Here is a 16396-nt window from a genome sequence, read left to right as displayed (position 1 = left end):
TTAGTTAAACCATGCGCCGAGCGGCAGGGTCACGTCCAGCAGGCGGTCGAAGGCGTACCAGAGTAAAATGCCCAGTACGACCCCGGAGATCCCCGCCGCAGGCAGCGAGGCGTTAAACAGTATGCCAATCACCATCGTCAGCAGGGCGGTGGCAATCGGGAAGCCGAGCCACTCAAAGCCCCACGCATACATCAGCAGGACAATTACCATTACCAGCAGACGTTGCAGCGTAAGGCGTGGCGGCCACTCCACGGTATCCGGATGGCGCAGCAGCAGCGCCACCGAGCAGAGCAGCATCAGGCCGACAATGCCGACGGGGAAGGGGCGTGGCCCCACGGGTTCATAGCTGTATTCGCTGTGGATCTGCCAGGCGACGAACATGCCGCCAATGCAGAGCAGCAGCCATATCCCGGCAAAAATGCGATCGCTCATAGCGCCTCCGGTTATTTCGCCAGACCAAAGGCTTTCGCCTGTTCTCGGTAGTCATTCACCTGTTTTTTGACATACTCGTCCAGCTGCTTGCCGTTCAGGTTGAACTCAAACAGCCCGCGCAGATCGCGCTGTTTTTTGAACTCCTCGGTTTGCTGAAGTTTTGCGAAGGTATCCACCCACCACTGGTACTCGGCGTCGGTCACTTTTGGCCCGACGAAGAAGCCGCGGATGATCGGCCAGACCAGGTTATAACCCTGCTCTTTGGCGGTTGGGACGTCTGCCAGCTGGCCCGGCAGACGGTTTTCCGAGAAGACCGCCAGCACGCGGATCTTATCCCCGCTCAGGTAGGGCACCATTTCGCTGAGATCGCCCGATACCGCCTGGACGTGATTGCCCATCAGCGCCGTCACCGGCTCGCCGCCGCCTTCAAAGGCCACGTAACGCATCTTGTGCGGATCCACTTTGGCCTGCTGCGCCAGCAGCGCGGCTTTCATCCAGTCCTGGCTGCCGATAGAGGCGCCCGCGCCAATGACCACGCTGTTCGGATCTTTTTCCATGGCGGTCAGCAGATCTTTCAGGGATTTCCACGGGGAGTCCGCGCGCACGGCGATCATGCCGTAATCAGTGCCTACGGTGGCGAGCCAGCGCACGTCATTCACGTCATAACGACCAAATTTCCCCTGCGACAGGTTCAGCAGCGAACCGCCGGAGAAGGCCACCACGGTGCCCGCTTCGGCAGGGCGCTGCGCGACGATGGCGTTATAGGCTACCGCGCCCACGCCGCCGGGCATGTAGGTGACGCGCATCGGTTTTTCAATGGCCTTCGTCTCCAGCAGGCTGACCTGAATCAGCTTACAGGTCAGGTCGAAGCCGCCGCCGGGTTTGGCCGGGGCGATACATTCGGTACGGGATGGCGCGTCCTGCGCCTGGACGACAGAGGCACTCAACAGCAATACGCTTGCAGCAAGGGTAGAAAGTATTTGTTTTTTCATCGTTTATCCTCACGCCGGAGAACCGGGAGTACGGGTACGGGTGTCTTTTTTCTGATTATGTGAACCACCTTGTAGCGGTTCCGTTGCGTGATTGTTAAAACAATAACCTTTCATTTCCCTTTCACTGCGACACCAACTTTACAGGATGTGATATGCGTCTCTTACTCGCGGAAGATAATCGTGAGCTGGCTCACTGGCTGGAAAAAGCGCTGGTACAAAACGGATTTGCCGTGGATTGCGTCAACGACGGGCGGGCGGCCGATCACCTTTTGCAGGGGGAAAACTATGCCGTCGCGATCCTTGATATCGGTATGCCCGGCTTCGACGGGCTGGAGGTGGTGCATCGGCTGAGAAAGCGCGGACAGACGCTGCCGGTGCTGTTTCTTACCGCCCGCAGCAACGTGGCAGACAGGGTGAAGGGGCTGAATGCCGGGGCGGATGACTACCTGCCGAAACCGTTCGAGCTGGAGGAACTTGATGCCCGTCTGCGCGCGCTGCTGCGCCGCAGCGAAGGACGAACCCAGGAGCGCCAGCGGCTGGGAGAGCTGGAGTACGATGATGAAGGCTTTTTTCTGCTGCGCGATGAACCCCTTTCCCTCACGCCGCGCGAACTCTCTTTGCTGAAGGTGCTGATGCACCGCCGGACCCGTCCCGTCTCCCGGCAACAGCTTTTCGACCAGGTATTCAGCCTGAACGACGACGTCAGCCCCGAGAGCATCGATCTCTATATTCACCGCCTGCGTAAGAAGCTGACCGGCAGCGGGGTGCGGATCATTACCCTCCGGGGGCTGGGCTACGTGCTGGAGTGCGGCGATGAAGTGGGTTAAGCCGCAGTCGCTTTACCTGCAACTTTTGCTTTTTCTGGGTTTGCCGCTGCTGCTGTTATGGGGGCTGTCAGCCTTTAACAGCTACGTTAGCGCGTTACAGGCGGCGACGCAGGCCTATGACCGCACGCTGTTATCCTCGGCGCGCACGGTGTCAGAGCGGCTGGTGGTGCACAACGGCAAGCTCCAGGTGAACGTGCCCTGGGTCGTGCTCGACAGCTTCGAGCTGAACATGAACGATCGCCTCTATTACAAGGTCGTGGACCCTGACGGGCGGACGATCTCCGGCTATGACGATCTGCCGAATATGCCCCCCTCCACGTCGCGCACCTCCCACTATCCGGCGCTGGCGTGGTTTTATCATACCGAGTATCGCGGGCAGGCGATCCGCGTGGCGAAGCTGCTCCAGCCGGTTAACGAGGACAGTGTGTTCGGCATGGCGGAAATCTACGTCGCCGAAACGTTGCAGTCGCGGCGCTATCTGGCCACTCAGCTGCTGTTTTCCTCGCTCGTGTCGCAGGGGCTGCTGGTGCTGCTGACGCTGGTCCTGACCGCCTGGCTGCTGCGTCGCGTGCTGCGCCCGATGCGGCAGCTCTCTTCGCTGATGGTGCGCCGTGAGCCCGGGCTGCTGGCCCCGCTGCCGGAGCTGCTGCCCTGGTCGGAAACGCGGCTGCTGATTGTGGCATTTAACCGCTATATCGACAGGTTGCGCGGCGTGCTTTCGCGGCAGGCGCGCTTTAATGCCGACGCCTCACACCAGCTCAAAACGCCGCTGGCGGTGCTGAAAACCCAGGTATCGGTTGCCCTGACGCGTGACGATCCGGCGCTGTGGCAGGAGAGCTTACGGGCGATGAACGTCACGCTGGATAACACCATCGTGCTGACGGAAAGGCTGTTGCAGCTTTCGGCGGTGAAGCGAAAAGAGCAGGGGGAGCGACAGTTTGCGCCTGTCGATCTGGTACAGGTGGTGCAAAACTGCTGCTTTTCCCGGCTGGCGCAGGCGCGCAGCAAGGGTATCGATCTCGGTTATGACGGCGTACAGCAGCCGGTAATGATTGAGGGGGATGACGTGTTGCTGGGCGAACTTTGCGCCAACCTGCTGGAGAACGCGATCAAATACACACCGGAGCAGGGCGTCGTGACGGTGTACCTGCGCACGGCTAACGATGCCGTTGAGCTGAGCGTGGAGGACAGCGGACCGGGCATTGCTGAAGACCAGATCTCCCAGGCCATGCTGCCGTTTCATCGGTTGGATAACGTGGGCGATGCCGCCGGGTCCGGCATTGGCCTGGCGCTGGCTAACGATATTGCCCGCCTGCACCGCAGCCATCTTCAGCTGATGCCCAGTGAAAATCTGGGTGGGCTGAGCGTGAAAATGCGCTTTGTGATGCAGGTATAAATGCCGATATTATCAAATCGTTACAAACTAATTGCCCGCCGCACGCGGAGTCCATTGATCACACAGGCAGTCAGGTTAAAATCTCGCGGTTTTTGGACATCTCTGAATAAATTGTGCGGGATCACGACAATGAAAAAAGTGGCATTAATGGGCTTAAGCGGCCTGATGTTTGTTTCAGCAGCGGCAAACGCAATTTCCTTCAACGGCTCGGCGGGACAAGATTATACCCATCTGGGCTTTGGTCTTGGCACGGATAGCGCAGGCCTGGCAATGACCGGCGGCTGGACGCACAACGACGACGATGGGGATGCGGCAAGCCTGGGCCTCGGCTTCAACGTGCCGTTGGGCCCCTTCCTGGCGACCGTCGGCGGTAAAGGCATTTACACCAACCCGAACGACGGCGACGAAGGCTACGCGGCGGCAGTGGGCGGCGGCTTGCAGTGGAAAATTGGCGACAGCTTTAGCCTGTTCGGTGAGTACTACTACTCCCCGGATTCCCTCTCCAGCGGTATCGACAGCTATCAGGAAGCTAATGCCGGCGCGCGCTGGACCATCATGCGTCCGATCACCATCGAAGCGGGCTATCGCTATCTGAACCTGGCCGGTAAAGACGGCAACCGCGACAACGCCCTGGCAGACGGTCCGTACGTCGGCGTGAGTGCCGGTTTCTAATCCTCTCGGCGCGGCGTTCAGTCGCGCCAGTTTCTCTCTTCCCCCGGTCTTCGATTGCGCTATAGTGTTTTGACCATTGAAATGGGAGAACACAATGATAAATGTGGAAATGTTATCCACTGGCGACGAAGTGCTGCATGGGCAAATCATTGATACCAATGCCGCCTGGCTCGCCGATCTCTTCTTTGAGCAAGGATTACCGTTAACGCGCCGCAACACCGTAGGTGACAATCTTGAGTCGCTGGTCAACGTTCTGCGCGAGCGCAGCGAACGCTGCGACGTGCTGATTGTGAACGGCGGGCTGGGACCCACCAGCGACGATCTCAGCGCGCTGGCCGCCGCCACGGCCAAAGGCGAAGGCCTGGTTCTGCACGAGGCGTGGCTGGCACAGATGGAGCGCTTTTTCTCCGGGCGTGGCCGCGTGATGGCCCCCAGCAACCGCAAGCAGGCTGAAATTCCCGCCAGCGCGGAACTGATTGATAACCCGGTCGGCACCGCCTGCGGGTTTGCCGTTCAGCTGAACCGCTGCCTGATGTTCTTCACCCCGGGCGTCCCGTCGGAATTTAAAGTGATGGTCGAGCAGCAGATCCTGCCGCGCCTGCGCGCGCGCTTTACGCTGCCTGAACCGCCGCTGTGCCTGCGTCTGACCACCTTTGGTCGCTCGGAAAGCGATCTGGCCCAGAGCCTCGATCACCTGCAACTGCCTCCTGGCGTGTCGATGGGCTATCGCTCCTCCATGCCGATTATTGAACTGAAGCTGACCGGACCGGCGTCAGAGAAAGCCGCCATGCTGGCGCTGTGGCCGGAAGTGCAGCGCGTCGCCGGGGAAAGCCTGATTTTCGAAGGAACGGAAGGGCTGCCGGCGCAGATCGCAGCGCATTTGCAGTCCCGCCAGCTGAGCGTGACGTTAAGCGAGCAGTTTACCGGTGGGCTTCTGGCGCTTCAGCTTACCCGGGCGGGTGCGCCGCTGCTGGCCAGTGAAGTGGTGCCGTTCCAGCAGGAGACGCTGGCGCAGACCGCGCGCTGGGCGTCCGAGCGCAGAGTGAAGCATTTCGCCGGGCTGGCGCTGTTTGTGGGCGGGCTGGATGAGGAGCATCTCAACTTTGCCCTGGCAACGCCGGAAGGGACGCACGCCCTGCGGGTCAGGATGAGCATTACCCGCCACAGCCTGGCCGTGCGTCAGGAGGTGTACGCGATGATGGCACTGAACATGCTGCGCCGCTGGCTGAACGGGAAAGAGGTCGCCAGCGAGCACGGCTGGATCAACGTCGTCGAATCGCTGTTCGTGGAGTGAGAGTGTGCCGGGGCCGTGTCCCCGGCAACGGTTACGCCAGCGCTTTTGCCAGCAAGGTAATGGGATGTTCACAGCGTTTGCTGGTGGACATCTCGATCTGCCACTTGCAGGTTTCGCAGTCCGTCACCACGATATCTGCGCCGCTCTCTTCAATCTGCCGGAACAGCGGTGCGCCAATGGCCTGTGACGTTGGGTAGTTTTCACGCTTGAAGCCGTACGTGCCTGCGATGCCGCAGCAGCGTGAGTCCAGCACCGTCAGCTCCAGCCCGGGGATCAGCCGCAGAAGCTCAAGCGTATAGATCGACCAGCCCATCTTCTCCATATGACATGGCGTGTGATACACCACCTTCAGCGGCAATTTGCCCAGCGGTAACGTCTGCCCGCTGTCCAGTTTGCGCCAGAGAAAACGGGTCGCCAGCTCAATGTGCTCGCGCAGGCCGGTGTTATCCACCTCCAGCAGATGCGGATATTCATCGCGCAGCGTGAAGGTACAGGTTGACGACGTCGCCAGTACCGGTATCCCTTTGTCGACGATCGCCTCACGTAAAGAGGTGACGTTGCTGCTCGCCTGCTTGCGCGCTTTGTCGATGAAGCCGTTGGCAATCAGCGGAACGCCGCAGCACTTTTCTTTGCTCAGCAGCTGAACGCCCGTTCCCATGGCGTTCAGCACTTTCAGCAGGTCTTTCCCCAGCTGCGGATGGTTGTAGTTCACGTAGCAGCCGTGGAAGAAGGCGACCTGCTCAGCGAACTGCGCCTGTTCTGCCGCCACGGATTTAAACCAGCGGCGGAAGGTGCCGTGAGAATATTTCGGCAGACTGCGGTGATGGTCGATTTTGAGCGTCGCATCCAGCAGCCTGCGCACCGGCTTCAGGGCGGTGGCGGCATTGACGACCGGCGCGAAAGGCGTCGAGAGGCTACCCATCAGATCGGTGTGGCTCAGTATCGCGTCACGCAGCGTCGGTTTTTGCGTACTGTAGCGGGCGCGGGCGCGCTGGATGATATCGCCTATTTTCACGTCCGACGGGCAGGCAACTTCGCAGCGTTTACAGTTGATACAGTATTTCAGCGCCTCGTCGTAGAGCGCGCCATCCTTCAGGCGCAGACGCTCCCCGTCGGGACCGGCCTGTTTCGGGCCGGGATAGCGCGGATCGACGCCGCTGACCGGGCAAACCGTGGTGCAGACCGTGCATTTGATACAGCTTTCAAATTGGGTGTCGTTCATTGTGCTCCCTCCCTGCGCTGGATAATCTGCTCCGCGACATGCAGCGCAGTGACGGCGCAGACGCCGCCACCGCAGCCCTGCGCCACGGGATCGTACCCGCCCAGAACCGAGCCGATGGCGTAAAGATTTTCAACCGGTTCCCCGCCCAGCCGCGGGCGCAGTTGGCTGTCGACGATCACGCCGAACTGCTGCCAGGGCTGCGGGGTGAAGAAATCGCTTTGATACCAGTCCGCGCGGGAAGCGCTTTGCCGGACGTCCAGACCGAGGATCGCCTCACGCACGCCATCCCGGCTGCTCAGCAGACCGTTACTGAAGAAACTGCCACTTGCCAGCACCGTAAAGCGTGCGCGAAGCGGGATGTCGCCGTGGTTGCGGGTCCAGATTTCGCTTACCGCGCCCTCAGCCAGGGTGATTTTTTTCACCTCGTCGCCTGCCATCCAGACGCCACCCTGGGCAACAAACTGACGCTGAAGCTGGGTGTGCAGACGAATGCCGGGCACGGAAGGGGGGAGCGTCGGCAGTAAACCGAGCGTACAGGGCAGGCGCGCCGAGAGCCAGCGCCAGAGCCGGTTGTCCGTTAAGCCAAAACAGGCGGGCATAAACAGGGCGTCGCAGGTCTTGCCGAGCGGTTGAAGCGCCGCGTACAGCTGCGGCCAATAACTTTCATTATCCAGCAGGCGGGCAATGTTCACCGCACGAAACTCGCTGGGGTTTTCGCGCAGCACGTCGAGTTCGGGGAGATCAATCTCCGCCGTATCCACCTGAACACCCTGCTGTCTGAGAGACGCGGCGGCCAGATGTGGCTGGAAATCGAGGAAGCCGCTGATCCCCACCACCCGCACTCGCTCGGCAGCGATGGGGGCGACAGGCACCTCTTCCGGGCTAAGCCAGGCGGCGCGCAGGGTGCCGAGCGGCGTGACGCGCTGATGATTTTGCTCGGCGTCACCCTGCATGCGTGCGCCGCAGGTGGTGAGCAGGTGTTCGGTTTCGCAGGCAAAGCGGGCCATATTCTCTGCGCCCGTCAGGCGGTAGGGATGTTCAGGCGGCAGATCGGCGAACGATAGCGCGCCCAGTAAATCCAGCGAGCCGGAAGAGAAGTGCAGGGCACTCTGACCGCGAGTGACAATGGCGCAGCGCAGACCCCGCTGCGTCAGTTTGAGGCCGCACAGCAGGCCCGCCAGCCCCCCACCCACAATCACGGTATCAAATTTCATGGTTGTGCTCCTTCTCCAGACCGCAAAGCCCCTGATAGACCCAGCGGGTAAACTCGCTTTCGCGCAGGGCATCGCCCCAGGCGACGGGCTGAATGCCTTTCCAGCGCTCGTTTAAAAAATCGCTGAGCTGGGCAAGCGACTGGGTTGACGTGGTGGCGTGAAAACGTTGCAGCAGCCCGGCGGCACGGCAGGCGCACAGCTCCCCCTGACAGGTGCCCATCCCGACGCGCGTGCGGCGGCGTAAATCGAGCAGGTTGTTCACCGTCAGGTTTTCCACGGCATACTGCACCTCGCCTGCGGTCACGGCTTCGCATTCGCACACCAGGCTGCGGCTGAGTCGCCCTTCACCGAGCCAGGTTGGGGTGCGGTCGCCGTGACGGTAAATCGCCGAACCGCGAAGCGGGGCAGGGAGTGAAATGATTTTGTGCAGCGTTTTTTCTGTCGATTGCTGCGAGCCGGGCAGAGCCTGTTCCGCCGTCACGCACGGTGCGGTGTTGCCGAGCTTACGGCAGACGGCATCGGTGGCCCACTGGGCCATCAGCCGGTAGGTCATCAGCTTGCCGCCGGTAATGGTGATAAACCCGTCCATGCCGTCGCGTTCGGCGTGATCGAGCAGCACGATGCCGCGGCTGACGTTACGCCCGCTCGGATCGTTATCGCTGGCGACGAGGGGACGCACGCCCGCGTAGGCACGCAGAATACGCGTCTGCGCCATCACCGGGGCCAGCTTTTCCCCTTCGCGCAGCAGGATATCCACCTCTTCAGCGGTGACGCGGTTGTAATCAATTTCGCTGTAGTCCACATGCATTGAGGTCGTGCCGATTAACGAAATGGTGTCCCCCGGCACGAGGATATCGGCGTCAGACGGTTTACGGCAGCGGTTGATGACATGGTTATTGATGCGGTGGTCGAGGATCAGCAGCGAGCCTTTCGCCGGGAACATGCGCACCGACAGGTCCGCGTATTCCGCGATGCGCTGGCCCCAGATCCCCGCCGCGTTGACCACGACGGCGGCATACAGCTCGCGGTGTTCGTTGTACTGCGCATCAAACACGCGCACCCCGCGCACGGTATTACCTTCACGAATAAGCCCGGTGACGTGATGCCCGGTCAGGATCTGGGCGCCATGTTCCCGCGCGTCGAGCATATTGGCGGCGGTCAGGCGGAAAGGATCAACGGTTCCGTCCGGTACTTTTACCGCGCCCAGTAACGCCGGGTTTACCGAGGGTTCAAGACGGCGCGCCTGCGCAGGATCGATCGCCTCGGCATGAATGCCTGCCGCCGTGCAGGCGGTGATAAAGGTTTGCTGAAAGCCGAGGTCATCTTCTGGAAGGGTGATAAAAAGACCGTTGGTCGGTTCAACGCAGTGGCGGGCGATGCGCCTGAGGATCTGGTTTTCAGCGATACACTCGCGTGCTGACTCAGCGTCAGTGACCGCATAGCGGGCGCCGCTGTGCAACAGACCGTGATTACGTCCCGTCGCGCCGGTGGCGATATCGTGGCGTTCCAGAAGCGTGACGCTCAATCCCCGCAGGGCGCAGTCGCGTGCGATGCCGGCACCCGTCGCGCCACCGCCAATGATAATCACATCGCTGAAGCGTGGATCGTGAATTGTCATTGCCTTTCCTCTATGTTCGTTTTTTAGCATTTAGCCACATTGATCGTGTGGTTTGTTTGATTTCGAACATAAACGCGCGAAATTCGAAAGTGAAACGTGATTTCATGCGCTTTTTTGCGCATTCTGTCATATTTCTGTAACAATCTGTGCGTTGATTCACAGTAACATTCACCGTGATTTCTTAACATCGCCGCCTCTGTAGCCGGGCGCGAGATGCCCGGTCATTTTTTGAAAGGCCACGGAGGCTGTTATGCTCAGTATCTTTAAACCTGCGCCACATCGGGCGCGACTGCCAGAGGCAGAGATTGATCCTCTCTACCGCCGTCTGCGTTGGCAAATCTTCCTCGGGATCTTCTTCGGGTATGCGGCGTACTATCTGGTACGTAAAAACTTTGCGCTCGCCATGCCGTACCTGGTGGAGCAGGGCTTCTCTCGCGGCGATCTGGGATTTGCGCTGTCGGGGATCTCCATCGCGTACGGTTTTTCGAAGTTCATTATGGGGTCGGTGTCGGATCGTTCGAATCCGCGCGTGTTCCTGCCCGCCGGTCTGATCCTCGCGGCAGCGGTGATGCTGTTCATGGGCTTTGTGCCGTGGGCGACCTCCAGCATTGCCATCATGTTCGTGCTGCTGTTCCTCTGCGGCTGGTTCCAGGGGATGGGATGGCCGCCATGCGGACGCACCATGGTTCACTGGTGGTCACAGAAAGAGCGTGGTGGAATTGTATCTGTGTGGAACTGCGCACATAACGTCGGGGGCGGGCTTCCGCCGCTGCTGTTCCTGCTGGGGATGGCCTGGTTCAACGACTGGCATGCCGCGCTCTATATGCCAGCCTTTGGCGCCATTCTGGTGGCGATTATCGCCTTCGCTCTGATGCGCGACACCCCACAGTCCTGCGGCCTGCCGCCGATTGAAGAGTACAAAAACGACTACCCGGATGATTACAGCGAGAAGCACGAAGAAGAGCTGACGGCAAAGCAGATCTTCATGAAGTACGTGCTGCCGAACAAGCTGCTGTGGTACATCGCGGTGGCAAACGTATTTGTCTACCTGCTGCGCTACGGCATCCTCGACTGGTCGCCAACCTACCTGAAAGAGGTGAAGCACTTCGCGCTGGATAAATCCTCCTGGGCCTATTTCCTGTATGAATACGCGGGCATTCCCGGCACGCTGATCTGCGGCTGGATGTCGGACAAAGTGTTTAAGGGCAACCGTGGGGCGACGGGCGTGTTCTTTATGACGCTGGTCACCATCGCGACGGTCGTTTACTGGCTTAACCCGCCGGGGAATCCGGGTGTGGATATGGCCTGTATGATCGTCATCGGCTTCCTGATTTATGGTCCGGTTATGCTGATTGGTCTGCATGCCCTGGAGCTGGCGCCGAAGAAAGCGGCAGGCACGGCGGCAGGCTTTACCGGTCTGTTTGGCTACCTCGGCGGTTCGGTCGCTGCGAGCGCCATCGTCGGCTACACCGTCGACTTCTTCGGCTGGGATGGCGGCTTTATGGTGATGATTGGCGGCAGCGTGCTGGCTGTTCTGCTGCTGGTTGTTGTGATGATTGGTGAAAAACGTCACCACGCCGAAGTGCTGGCGCGTCGTCAATAAGGAGCATTGCGATGAAATTAACTCAGTTAGCGACAGGTCTGCTGCTGGCGGGCCTGATGACAGGCTCCGCGCTGGCGGCGGATAAGATCGTGATCGCCCACCGTGGCGCCAGCGGTTATCTGCCGGAGCATACGCTGCCGGCAAAAGCGATGGCCTATGCCCAGGGCGCGGATTATCTGGAGCAGGATCTGGTGATGACGAAGGACGACCAGCTGGTCGTTCTGCATGACCACTATCTTGACCGCGTGACGGACGTGGCGGAGCGTTTCCCGGATCGCGCCCGTAAAGATGGTCGCTACTACGCCATCGACTTCACGCTGGCGGAGATCCGCTCGCTGAAGTTTACCGAGGGCTTCGAGATTGAAAACGGTAAGAAGGTACAGGTCTATCCGGGACGTTTCCCGATGGGCAAGTCTGACTTCCGTATTCACACCTTCGAAGAGGAGATCGAGTTTGTTCAGGGGCTGAACCACTCGACAGGAAAAAATATCGGTATCTACCCGGAAATCAAAGCGCCGTGGTTCCACCATCAGGAAGGGAAGGACATTGCCGCGAAGACGCTGGAGGTACTTAAAAAGTACGGCTACACCAGCAAGCAGGATAAGGTTTTCCTGCAATGTTTCGACGCCGCGGAACTGAAGCGCATCAAAACCGAGCTGGAGCCGAAAATGGGGATGGATCTCAATCTGGTGCAGCTGATTGCGTATACCGACTGGAATGAAACCCAGGAAAAACAGCCGGACGGGAAGTGGGTGAACTACACCTACGACTGGATGTTTAAGCCGGGCGCGATGAAGCAGATTGCGCAGTACGCCGACGGCATCGGGCCGGATTACCACATGCTGGTGGCGGAAGGCTCAACGCCGGGTCACGTGAAGCTGACGGCGATGGTGAAAGAGGCGCATGCGAGCAAGATGCAGGTGCATCCGTATACCGTACGCGCAGACCAGCTGCCGGAGTATGCGACGGACGTGAATCAGCTTTACGACGTACTGTATAACCAGGCGGATGTGGACGGGGTGTTTACGGATTTCCCGGATAAAGCGGTGAGCTTTTTGAAGGATAAACGCTGAAATTGCCGGGTGGCGGCTGCGCCTTACCCGGCCTACGAACTGCGGTTTTGTAGGTCGGGTCAGCGAAGCGCCACCCGACATAATTACATCTCGATCTCAATATCGCCTTTTGCCCGGCAGCAGCAGGGCAAAATCTCCCCTTCACTGATAAAGGCCAGCGGTTCGGTCAGCCAGTCTACCTGGCCTGCGACCAGACGGCAGCGGCAGGAGCCGCAGTAGCCTTCACGACACTGGTACTCTACTTCTACCTGATGCGCTTCAAGCGCCACCAGCAGAGAAGGGTGCTCTTCCTGGCACAACACCTCTGTACCAGAAAGGCTCAGCGTTACGCGGCTCATCAGAGCTGGAAATCGCTCAGGTCGTCGGTGTTGACTTCAGAATCAATCTGACCGACCAGATAAGAACTCACTTCCACTTCCTGCGGCGCAACCTGCACGTTATCGGACACCAGCCAGGTGTTGATCCACGGAATCGGGTTAGAGCGCGTCTGGAATGGCAGATCGAGACCCACAGCCTGCATGCGGATGTTAGTGATGTACTCCACGTACTGGCACAGAATGTCTTTGTTCAGGCCAATCATGGAGCCGTCGCGGAACAGGTAGTCTGCCCACTCTTTCTCCTGCTGGGCGGCCAGCACGAACAGATCGTAGCATTCCTGCTTGCACTCTTCGGCAATCGCAGCCATTTCCGGGTCGTCCGCGCCGCTGCGCAGCAGGTTCAGCATATGCTGGGTGCCGGTCAGGTGCAGGGCTTCGTCACGGGCGATCAGGCGGATAATTTTGGCGTTACCTTCCATCAGCTTGCGCTCGGCAAAAGCGAAGGAGCAGGCGAAGCTTACGTAGAAGCGGATTGCTTCCAGCGCGTTGACGCTCATCAGGCACTGGTACAGCTGCTTTTTCAGGGCCCGCAGGTTTACGGTAATGGTTTTGCCGTTCACGTTATGCGTGCCTTCGCCCATCAGATGCCAGTAGCTGGTCATCTCGATCAGCTCGTCGTAGTAGTGCGCAATGCCTTCCGCGCGCTTCTGGATCTGCTCATTGGTGACGATATCGTCAAACACCACCGCCGGATCGTTCACGATGTTGCGGATGATGTGGGTGTAAGAGCGGGAGTGGATCGTCTCGGAGAACGCCCAGGTCTCTACCCAGGTTTCCAGCTCAGGAATCGAGATCAGCGGCAGCAGCGCCACGTTTGGACTACGGCCCTGGATGGAGTCCAGCAGCGTCTGGTACTTCAGGTTGCTGAGGAAGATGTGCTTTTCGTGTTCCGGTAGCGCCTGGAAATCGATACGGTCGCGGGAAACGTCAACTTCTTCCGGACGCCAGAAGAAGGAGAGTTGCTTTTCAATCAACTTTTCGAAGATGTCATATTTTTGCTGATCGTAGCGTGCCACGTTGACCGGCTGGCCGAAGAACATCGGCTCTTTGAGCTGGTCGTTTTTCGTCTGTGAAAAGGTGGTATATGCCATTGCGGTGAGTCCTGTTGAGATTTTATTGCCCGGCGGCACTGCGTTTGCCGGGCCTACAAAACCGTAGGCCGGGTAAGCGTAGCGCCACCCGGCGAAGTGCTTAGATCTTACATGCGCCGCTTTCGCAGCCATCGTCCTGAATTGACGGCACCAGGTCGTCCTGGGCGTCTTCCGCACCATCACGGGTGTTGTGATAGTACAGCGTTTTCACGCCAAATTTGTAGGCGGTGAGCAGGTCTTTCAGCAGTTGCTGCATCGGAACCTTGCCAGACGGGAAGCGCGTTGGGTCGTAGTTGGTATTGGCAGAGATCGACTGGTCGATAAACTTCTGCATGATACCCACCAGTTGCAGATAGCCGTCGTTGTTTGGCATTTCCCACAGCAGCTCGTAGTTGTCACCCAGCGTTTCGTAATCCGGCACCACCTGACGCAGCACGCCGTCTTTCGACGCTTTGATGCTGACGTGGCCGCGCGGTGGCTCAATACCGTTGGTGGCGTTGGAGATCTGCGAAGAGGTCTCGGACGGCATCAGGGCAGAGAGCGTGGAGTTACGCAGGCCGTGAGTTTTAATGGACTCGCGCAGGCCTTCCCAGTCGAGGTGCAGCGGCTCGCTGACGATCGCATCCAGGTCTTTTTTGTAGGTGTCGATCGGCAGAATGCCTTTCGCGTAGGTGGTTTCGTTGAACCACGGACACGCGCCTTGCTCTTTCGCCAGCTCGTTAGAGGCTTTCATCAGGTAGTATTGGATCGCTTCGAACGTCTGGTGCGTCAGATTGTTGGCGCTGCCGTCGGAGTAACGCTTGCCGTTTTTCGCCAGCCAGTAGGCGAAGTTGATCACGCCGATACCTAAAGTGCGACGGCCCATTGCGCCGCGTTTTGCCGCCGGGATTGGGTAATCCTGGTAATCCAGCAGGGCGTCGAGCGCACGAACCGCCAGCACCGCCAGCTCTTCCAGGTCGTCCAGGCTCTTAATCGCACCCAGGTTGAACGCGGACAGCGTACAGAGCGCGATTTCACCGTTTTCGTCGTTCACGTCTTCCAGCGGTTTGGTCGGCAGGGCGATCTCCAGGCACAGGTTGGACTGGCGCACTGGGGCAACCACCGGATCGAACGGGCTGTGGGTGTTGCAGTGGTCAACGTTCTGGATGTAGATACGGCCGGTAGAAGCACGTTCCTGCATCATCAGGGAGAACAGATCGACCGCTTTCACGCGCTGCTTGCGGATGCTGTCGTCTTTTTCATATTTGGTGTACAGACGCTCGAATTCGTCCTGATCGGCGAAGAACGCGTCGTACAGACCCGGGACGTCGGACGGGCTGAACAGGGTGATGTCTTCCCCTTTCAGCAGACGGGTGTACATCAGCTTGTTGATCTGCACGCCGTAGTCCATGTGACGCACGCGGTTGCCTTCCACGCCGCGGTTGTTTTTCAGAACCAGCAGGCTTTCCACTTCCAGGTGCCACATCGGGTAGAACAGGGTCGCTGCACCACCACGCACGCCGCCCTGAGAGCAGGATTTTACTGCCGTCTGGAAGTGCTTGTAGAACGGAATACAGCCGGTGTGGAACGCTTCACCGCCGCGGATCGGGCTGCCCAGCGCACGGATACGGCCGGCGTTGATGCCGATACCGGCACGCTGGGAGACGTATTTCACGATGGCGCTGGAGGTCGCGTTGATAGAATCCAGGCTGTCACCACACTCGATCAGTACGCAGGAGCTGAACTGACGGGTAGGGGTACGCACGCCAGACATGATTGGCGTAGGCAGAGAAATCTTGAACGTAGAGACCGCATCGTAGAAACGCTTCACGTAGTCCAGACGGGTTTCACGCGGGTAATTAGAGAACAGGCAGGCGGCCACCAGAATATAGAGGAACTGGGCGCTCTCGTAGATTTCGCCCGTCACACGGTTCTGAACCAGGTATTTGCCTTCGAGCTGCTTCACCGCCGCGTAGGAGAAGTTCATGTCGCGCCAGTGATCGATAAACCCGTTCATCTGCTCGAACTCTTCTTCCGTATAGTCTTCCAGCAGATGCGTGTCGTATTTGCCCAGCTCGACCATTTTCACTACGTGATCGTAAAGCTTCGGCGGCTCGAACTGGCCGTAGGCTTTTTTACGCAGGTGGAAAATCGCCAGACGCGCAGCGAGGTACTGATAATCCGGTGCGTCGTGGGAGATCAGATCTGCCGCGGCTTTGATAATGGTTTCGTGGATATCAGACGTTTTGATGCCGTCGTAGAACTGAATGTGAGAACGCAGTTCAACCTGGGAGATAGATACGTTGTTCAGTCCTTCTGCTGCCCAGTCGAGAACTCGATGGATTTTGTCCAGATTGATACGCTCGGTGGTACCGTCGCGCTTTGTCACCAGCAGACTCTGATTCATGTGGGTTTTTACCTGTCCGTGAAATAAAAAAATATCCCCCGCTTATCCACAGAACCGTCTTGTGACTAACTCTGTGGATAAATACTACATATAGGGGTTTTGCGATAAGAAGAACGCTATATGGTGAGTATTCTAGTATCGAATCTTTTCAGCACAAGGGTTGATTTTGACGTTAAATTGAGGTTGTGAAAGGGTAAAA

Annotated in this window: 14 protein-coding genes; 6 read left to right on the top strand and 8 right to left on the bottom strand. The window is 58.8% G+C overall.

Going from position 1 to position 16396, the window contains the following annotated elements:
* Both AC4OVU_RS15085 and AC4OVU_RS15080 read right to left on the bottom strand, forming a co-directional pair.
* On the bottom strand, positions 1–432 hold the full coding sequence (locus AC4OVU_RS15085; protein WP_110292762.1) for a tripartite tricarboxylate transporter TctB family protein: 432 nt from the start codon (positions 430–432) through the stop codon (positions 1–3).
* Positions 433–443: 11 nt separating this feature from the next.
* Positions 444–1424, bottom strand: a complete 981-nt coding sequence (locus AC4OVU_RS15080) for a Bug family tripartite tricarboxylate transporter substrate binding protein (RefSeq protein ID WP_017693013.1) — start codon at positions 1422–1424, stop codon at positions 444–446.
* Between the two features lie 152 nt (positions 1425–1576).
* On the opposite strand from AC4OVU_RS15080, the gene tctD reads away from it, so the two are divergent.
* From tctD to AC4OVU_RS15060, 4 genes are all read left to right on the top strand, one after another.
* Positions 1577–2251, top strand: a complete 675-nt coding sequence (tctD, locus tag AC4OVU_RS15075) for a transcriptional regulator TctD (protein WP_006811361.1) — start codon at positions 1577–1579, stop codon at positions 2249–2251.
* Positions 2238–3647, top strand: a complete 1410-nt coding sequence (locus AC4OVU_RS15070) for a sensor histidine kinase (RefSeq protein ID WP_063623990.1) — start codon at positions 2238–2240, stop codon at positions 3645–3647. Before tctD ends, AC4OVU_RS15070 begins: the two co-directional genes overlap by 14 nt.
* Before the next feature lie 129 nt (positions 3648–3776).
* Complete coding sequence (locus AC4OVU_RS15065; protein WP_047365178.1) at positions 3777–4319, top strand: YfaZ family outer membrane protein; 543 nt, start codon at positions 3777–3779, stop codon at positions 4317–4319.
* Positions 4320–4413: 94 nt separating this feature from the next.
* Positions 4414–5613: a nicotinamide mononucleotide deamidase-related protein YfaY gene (locus tag AC4OVU_RS15060; RefSeq protein ID WP_047737441.1), complete on the top strand. Its 1200-nt coding sequence runs from the start codon at positions 4414–4416 to the stop codon at positions 5611–5613.
* A gap of 31 nt (positions 5614–5644) precedes the next feature.
* Here the strand turns inward: AC4OVU_RS15060 and glpC are convergent, their stop codons facing one another.
* The 3 genes from glpC to glpA are packed head-to-tail and all read right to left on the bottom strand — an operon-like array spanning position 5645 to position 9667.
* A complete protein-coding gene (gene glpC / locus AC4OVU_RS15055; RefSeq protein ID WP_110292761.1) occupies positions 5645–6835 on the bottom strand; it encodes an anaerobic glycerol-3-phosphate dehydrogenase subunit GlpC in 1191 nt (396 codons plus the stop codon).
* Positions 6832–8049, bottom strand: coding sequence for a glycerol-3-phosphate dehydrogenase subunit GlpB (gene glpB / locus AC4OVU_RS15050; protein ID WP_032619312.1), 1218 nt, complete (start codon positions 8047–8049; stop codon positions 6832–6834). The genes glpC and glpB overlap by 4 nt, the downstream gene beginning before the upstream one ends.
* Entirely contained in the window at positions 8039–9667 is a 1629-nt protein-coding gene (glpA, locus tag AC4OVU_RS15045; RefSeq protein ID WP_491928738.1) for an anaerobic glycerol-3-phosphate dehydrogenase subunit A, read from the bottom strand. The genes glpB and glpA overlap by 11 nt, the downstream gene beginning before the upstream one ends.
* 250 nt (positions 9668–9917) lie before the next feature.
* On the opposite strand from glpA, the gene glpT reads away from it, so the two are divergent.
* The gene (gene glpT, locus AC4OVU_RS15040) at positions 9918–11270 is read left to right on the top strand and encodes a glycerol-3-phosphate transporter (protein ID WP_003859423.1); all 1353 of its coding nucleotides are present in this window, start codon (positions 9918–9920) and stop codon (positions 11268–11270) included.
* A gap of 11 nt (positions 11271–11281) precedes the next feature.
* Positions 11282–12343, top strand: a complete 1062-nt coding sequence (gene glpQ, locus AC4OVU_RS15035; protein ID WP_023304137.1) for a glycerophosphodiester phosphodiesterase — start codon at positions 11282–11284, stop codon at positions 12341–12343.
* 83 nt (positions 12344–12426) lie between these two features.
* Here the strand turns inward: glpQ and yfaE are convergent, their stop codons facing one another.
* The 3 genes from yfaE to nrdA all read right to left on the bottom strand — a co-directional run bounded on the left by yfaE (position 12427) and on the right by nrdA (position 16197).
* On the bottom strand, positions 12427–12681 hold the full coding sequence (yfaE, locus tag AC4OVU_RS15030; protein WP_003859419.1) for a class I ribonucleotide reductase maintenance protein YfaE: 255 nt from the start codon (positions 12679–12681) through the stop codon (positions 12427–12429).
* The gene (nrdB, locus tag AC4OVU_RS15025) at positions 12681–13811 is read right to left on the bottom strand and encodes a class Ia ribonucleoside-diphosphate reductase subunit beta (RefSeq protein WP_110292763.1); all 1131 of its coding nucleotides are present in this window, start codon (positions 13809–13811) and stop codon (positions 12681–12683) included. The genes yfaE and nrdB overlap by 1 nt, the downstream gene beginning before the upstream one ends.
* 100 nt (positions 13812–13911) lie before the next feature.
* The gene (nrdA, locus tag AC4OVU_RS15020) at positions 13912–16197 is read right to left on the bottom strand and encodes a class 1a ribonucleoside-diphosphate reductase subunit alpha (protein ID WP_110292760.1); all 2286 of its coding nucleotides are present in this window, start codon (positions 16195–16197) and stop codon (positions 13912–13914) included.
* Positions 16198–16396: the final 199 nt, after the last annotated feature.

Source organism: Enterobacter sp. 6722112 (genome assembly GCF_058661685.1).
The sequence above is the reverse complement of the archived record's forward strand: the minus strand, read 5'-3'. Positions and strand labels throughout refer to the sequence as shown.

What these genes read in the sequence shown, in the direction of transcription:
- AC4OVU_RS15060 (WP_047737441.1), top strand. Translation starts at nt 4,414, where the DNA reads ATGATAAATGTGGAAATGTTATCCACTGGCGACGAAGTGCTGCATGGG.
- glpC (WP_110292761.1), bottom strand. Translation starts at nt 6,835, where the DNA reads ATGAACGACACCCAATTTGAAAGCTGTATCAAATGCACGGTCTGCACC.
- AC4OVU_RS15065 (WP_047365178.1), top strand. Translation starts at nt 3,777, where the DNA reads ATGAAAAAAGTGGCATTAATGGGCTTAAGCGGCCTGATGTTTGTTTCA.
- glpT (WP_003859423.1), top strand. Translation starts at nt 9,918, where the DNA reads ATGCTCAGTATCTTTAAACCTGCGCCACATCGGGCGCGACTGCCAGAG.
- glpQ (WP_023304137.1), top strand. Translation starts at nt 11,282, where the DNA reads ATGAAATTAACTCAGTTAGCGACAGGTCTGCTGCTGGCGGGCCTGATG.
- glpB (WP_032619312.1), bottom strand. Translation starts at nt 8,049, where the DNA reads ATGAAATTTGATACCGTGATTGTGGGTGGGGGGCTGGCGGGCCTGCTG.
- yfaE (WP_003859419.1), bottom strand. Translation starts at nt 12,681, where the DNA reads ATGAGCCGCGTAACGCTGAGCCTTTCTGGTACAGAGGTGTTGTGCCAG.
- nrdB (WP_110292763.1), bottom strand. Translation starts at nt 13,811, where the DNA reads ATGGCATATACCACCTTTTCACAGACGAAAAACGACCAGCTCAAAGAG.
- AC4OVU_RS15085 (WP_110292762.1), bottom strand. Translation starts at nt 432, where the DNA reads ATGAGCGATCGCATTTTTGCCGGGATATGGCTGCTGCTCTGCATTGGC.
- tctD (WP_006811361.1), top strand. Translation starts at nt 1,577, where the DNA reads ATGCGTCTCTTACTCGCGGAAGATAATCGTGAGCTGGCTCACTGGCTG.
- AC4OVU_RS15070 (WP_063623990.1), top strand. Translation starts at nt 2,238, where the DNA reads ATGAAGTGGGTTAAGCCGCAGTCGCTTTACCTGCAACTTTTGCTTTTT.
- AC4OVU_RS15080 (WP_017693013.1), bottom strand. Translation starts at nt 1,424, where the DNA reads ATGAAAAAACAAATACTTTCTACCCTTGCTGCAAGCGTATTGCTGTTG.
- nrdA (WP_110292760.1), bottom strand. Translation starts at nt 16,197, where the DNA reads ATGAATCAGAGTCTGCTGGTGACAAAGCGCGACGGTACCACCGAGCGT.
- glpA (WP_491928738.1), bottom strand. Translation starts at nt 9,667, where the DNA reads ATGACAATTCACGATCCACGCTTCAGCGATGTGATTATCATTGGCGGT.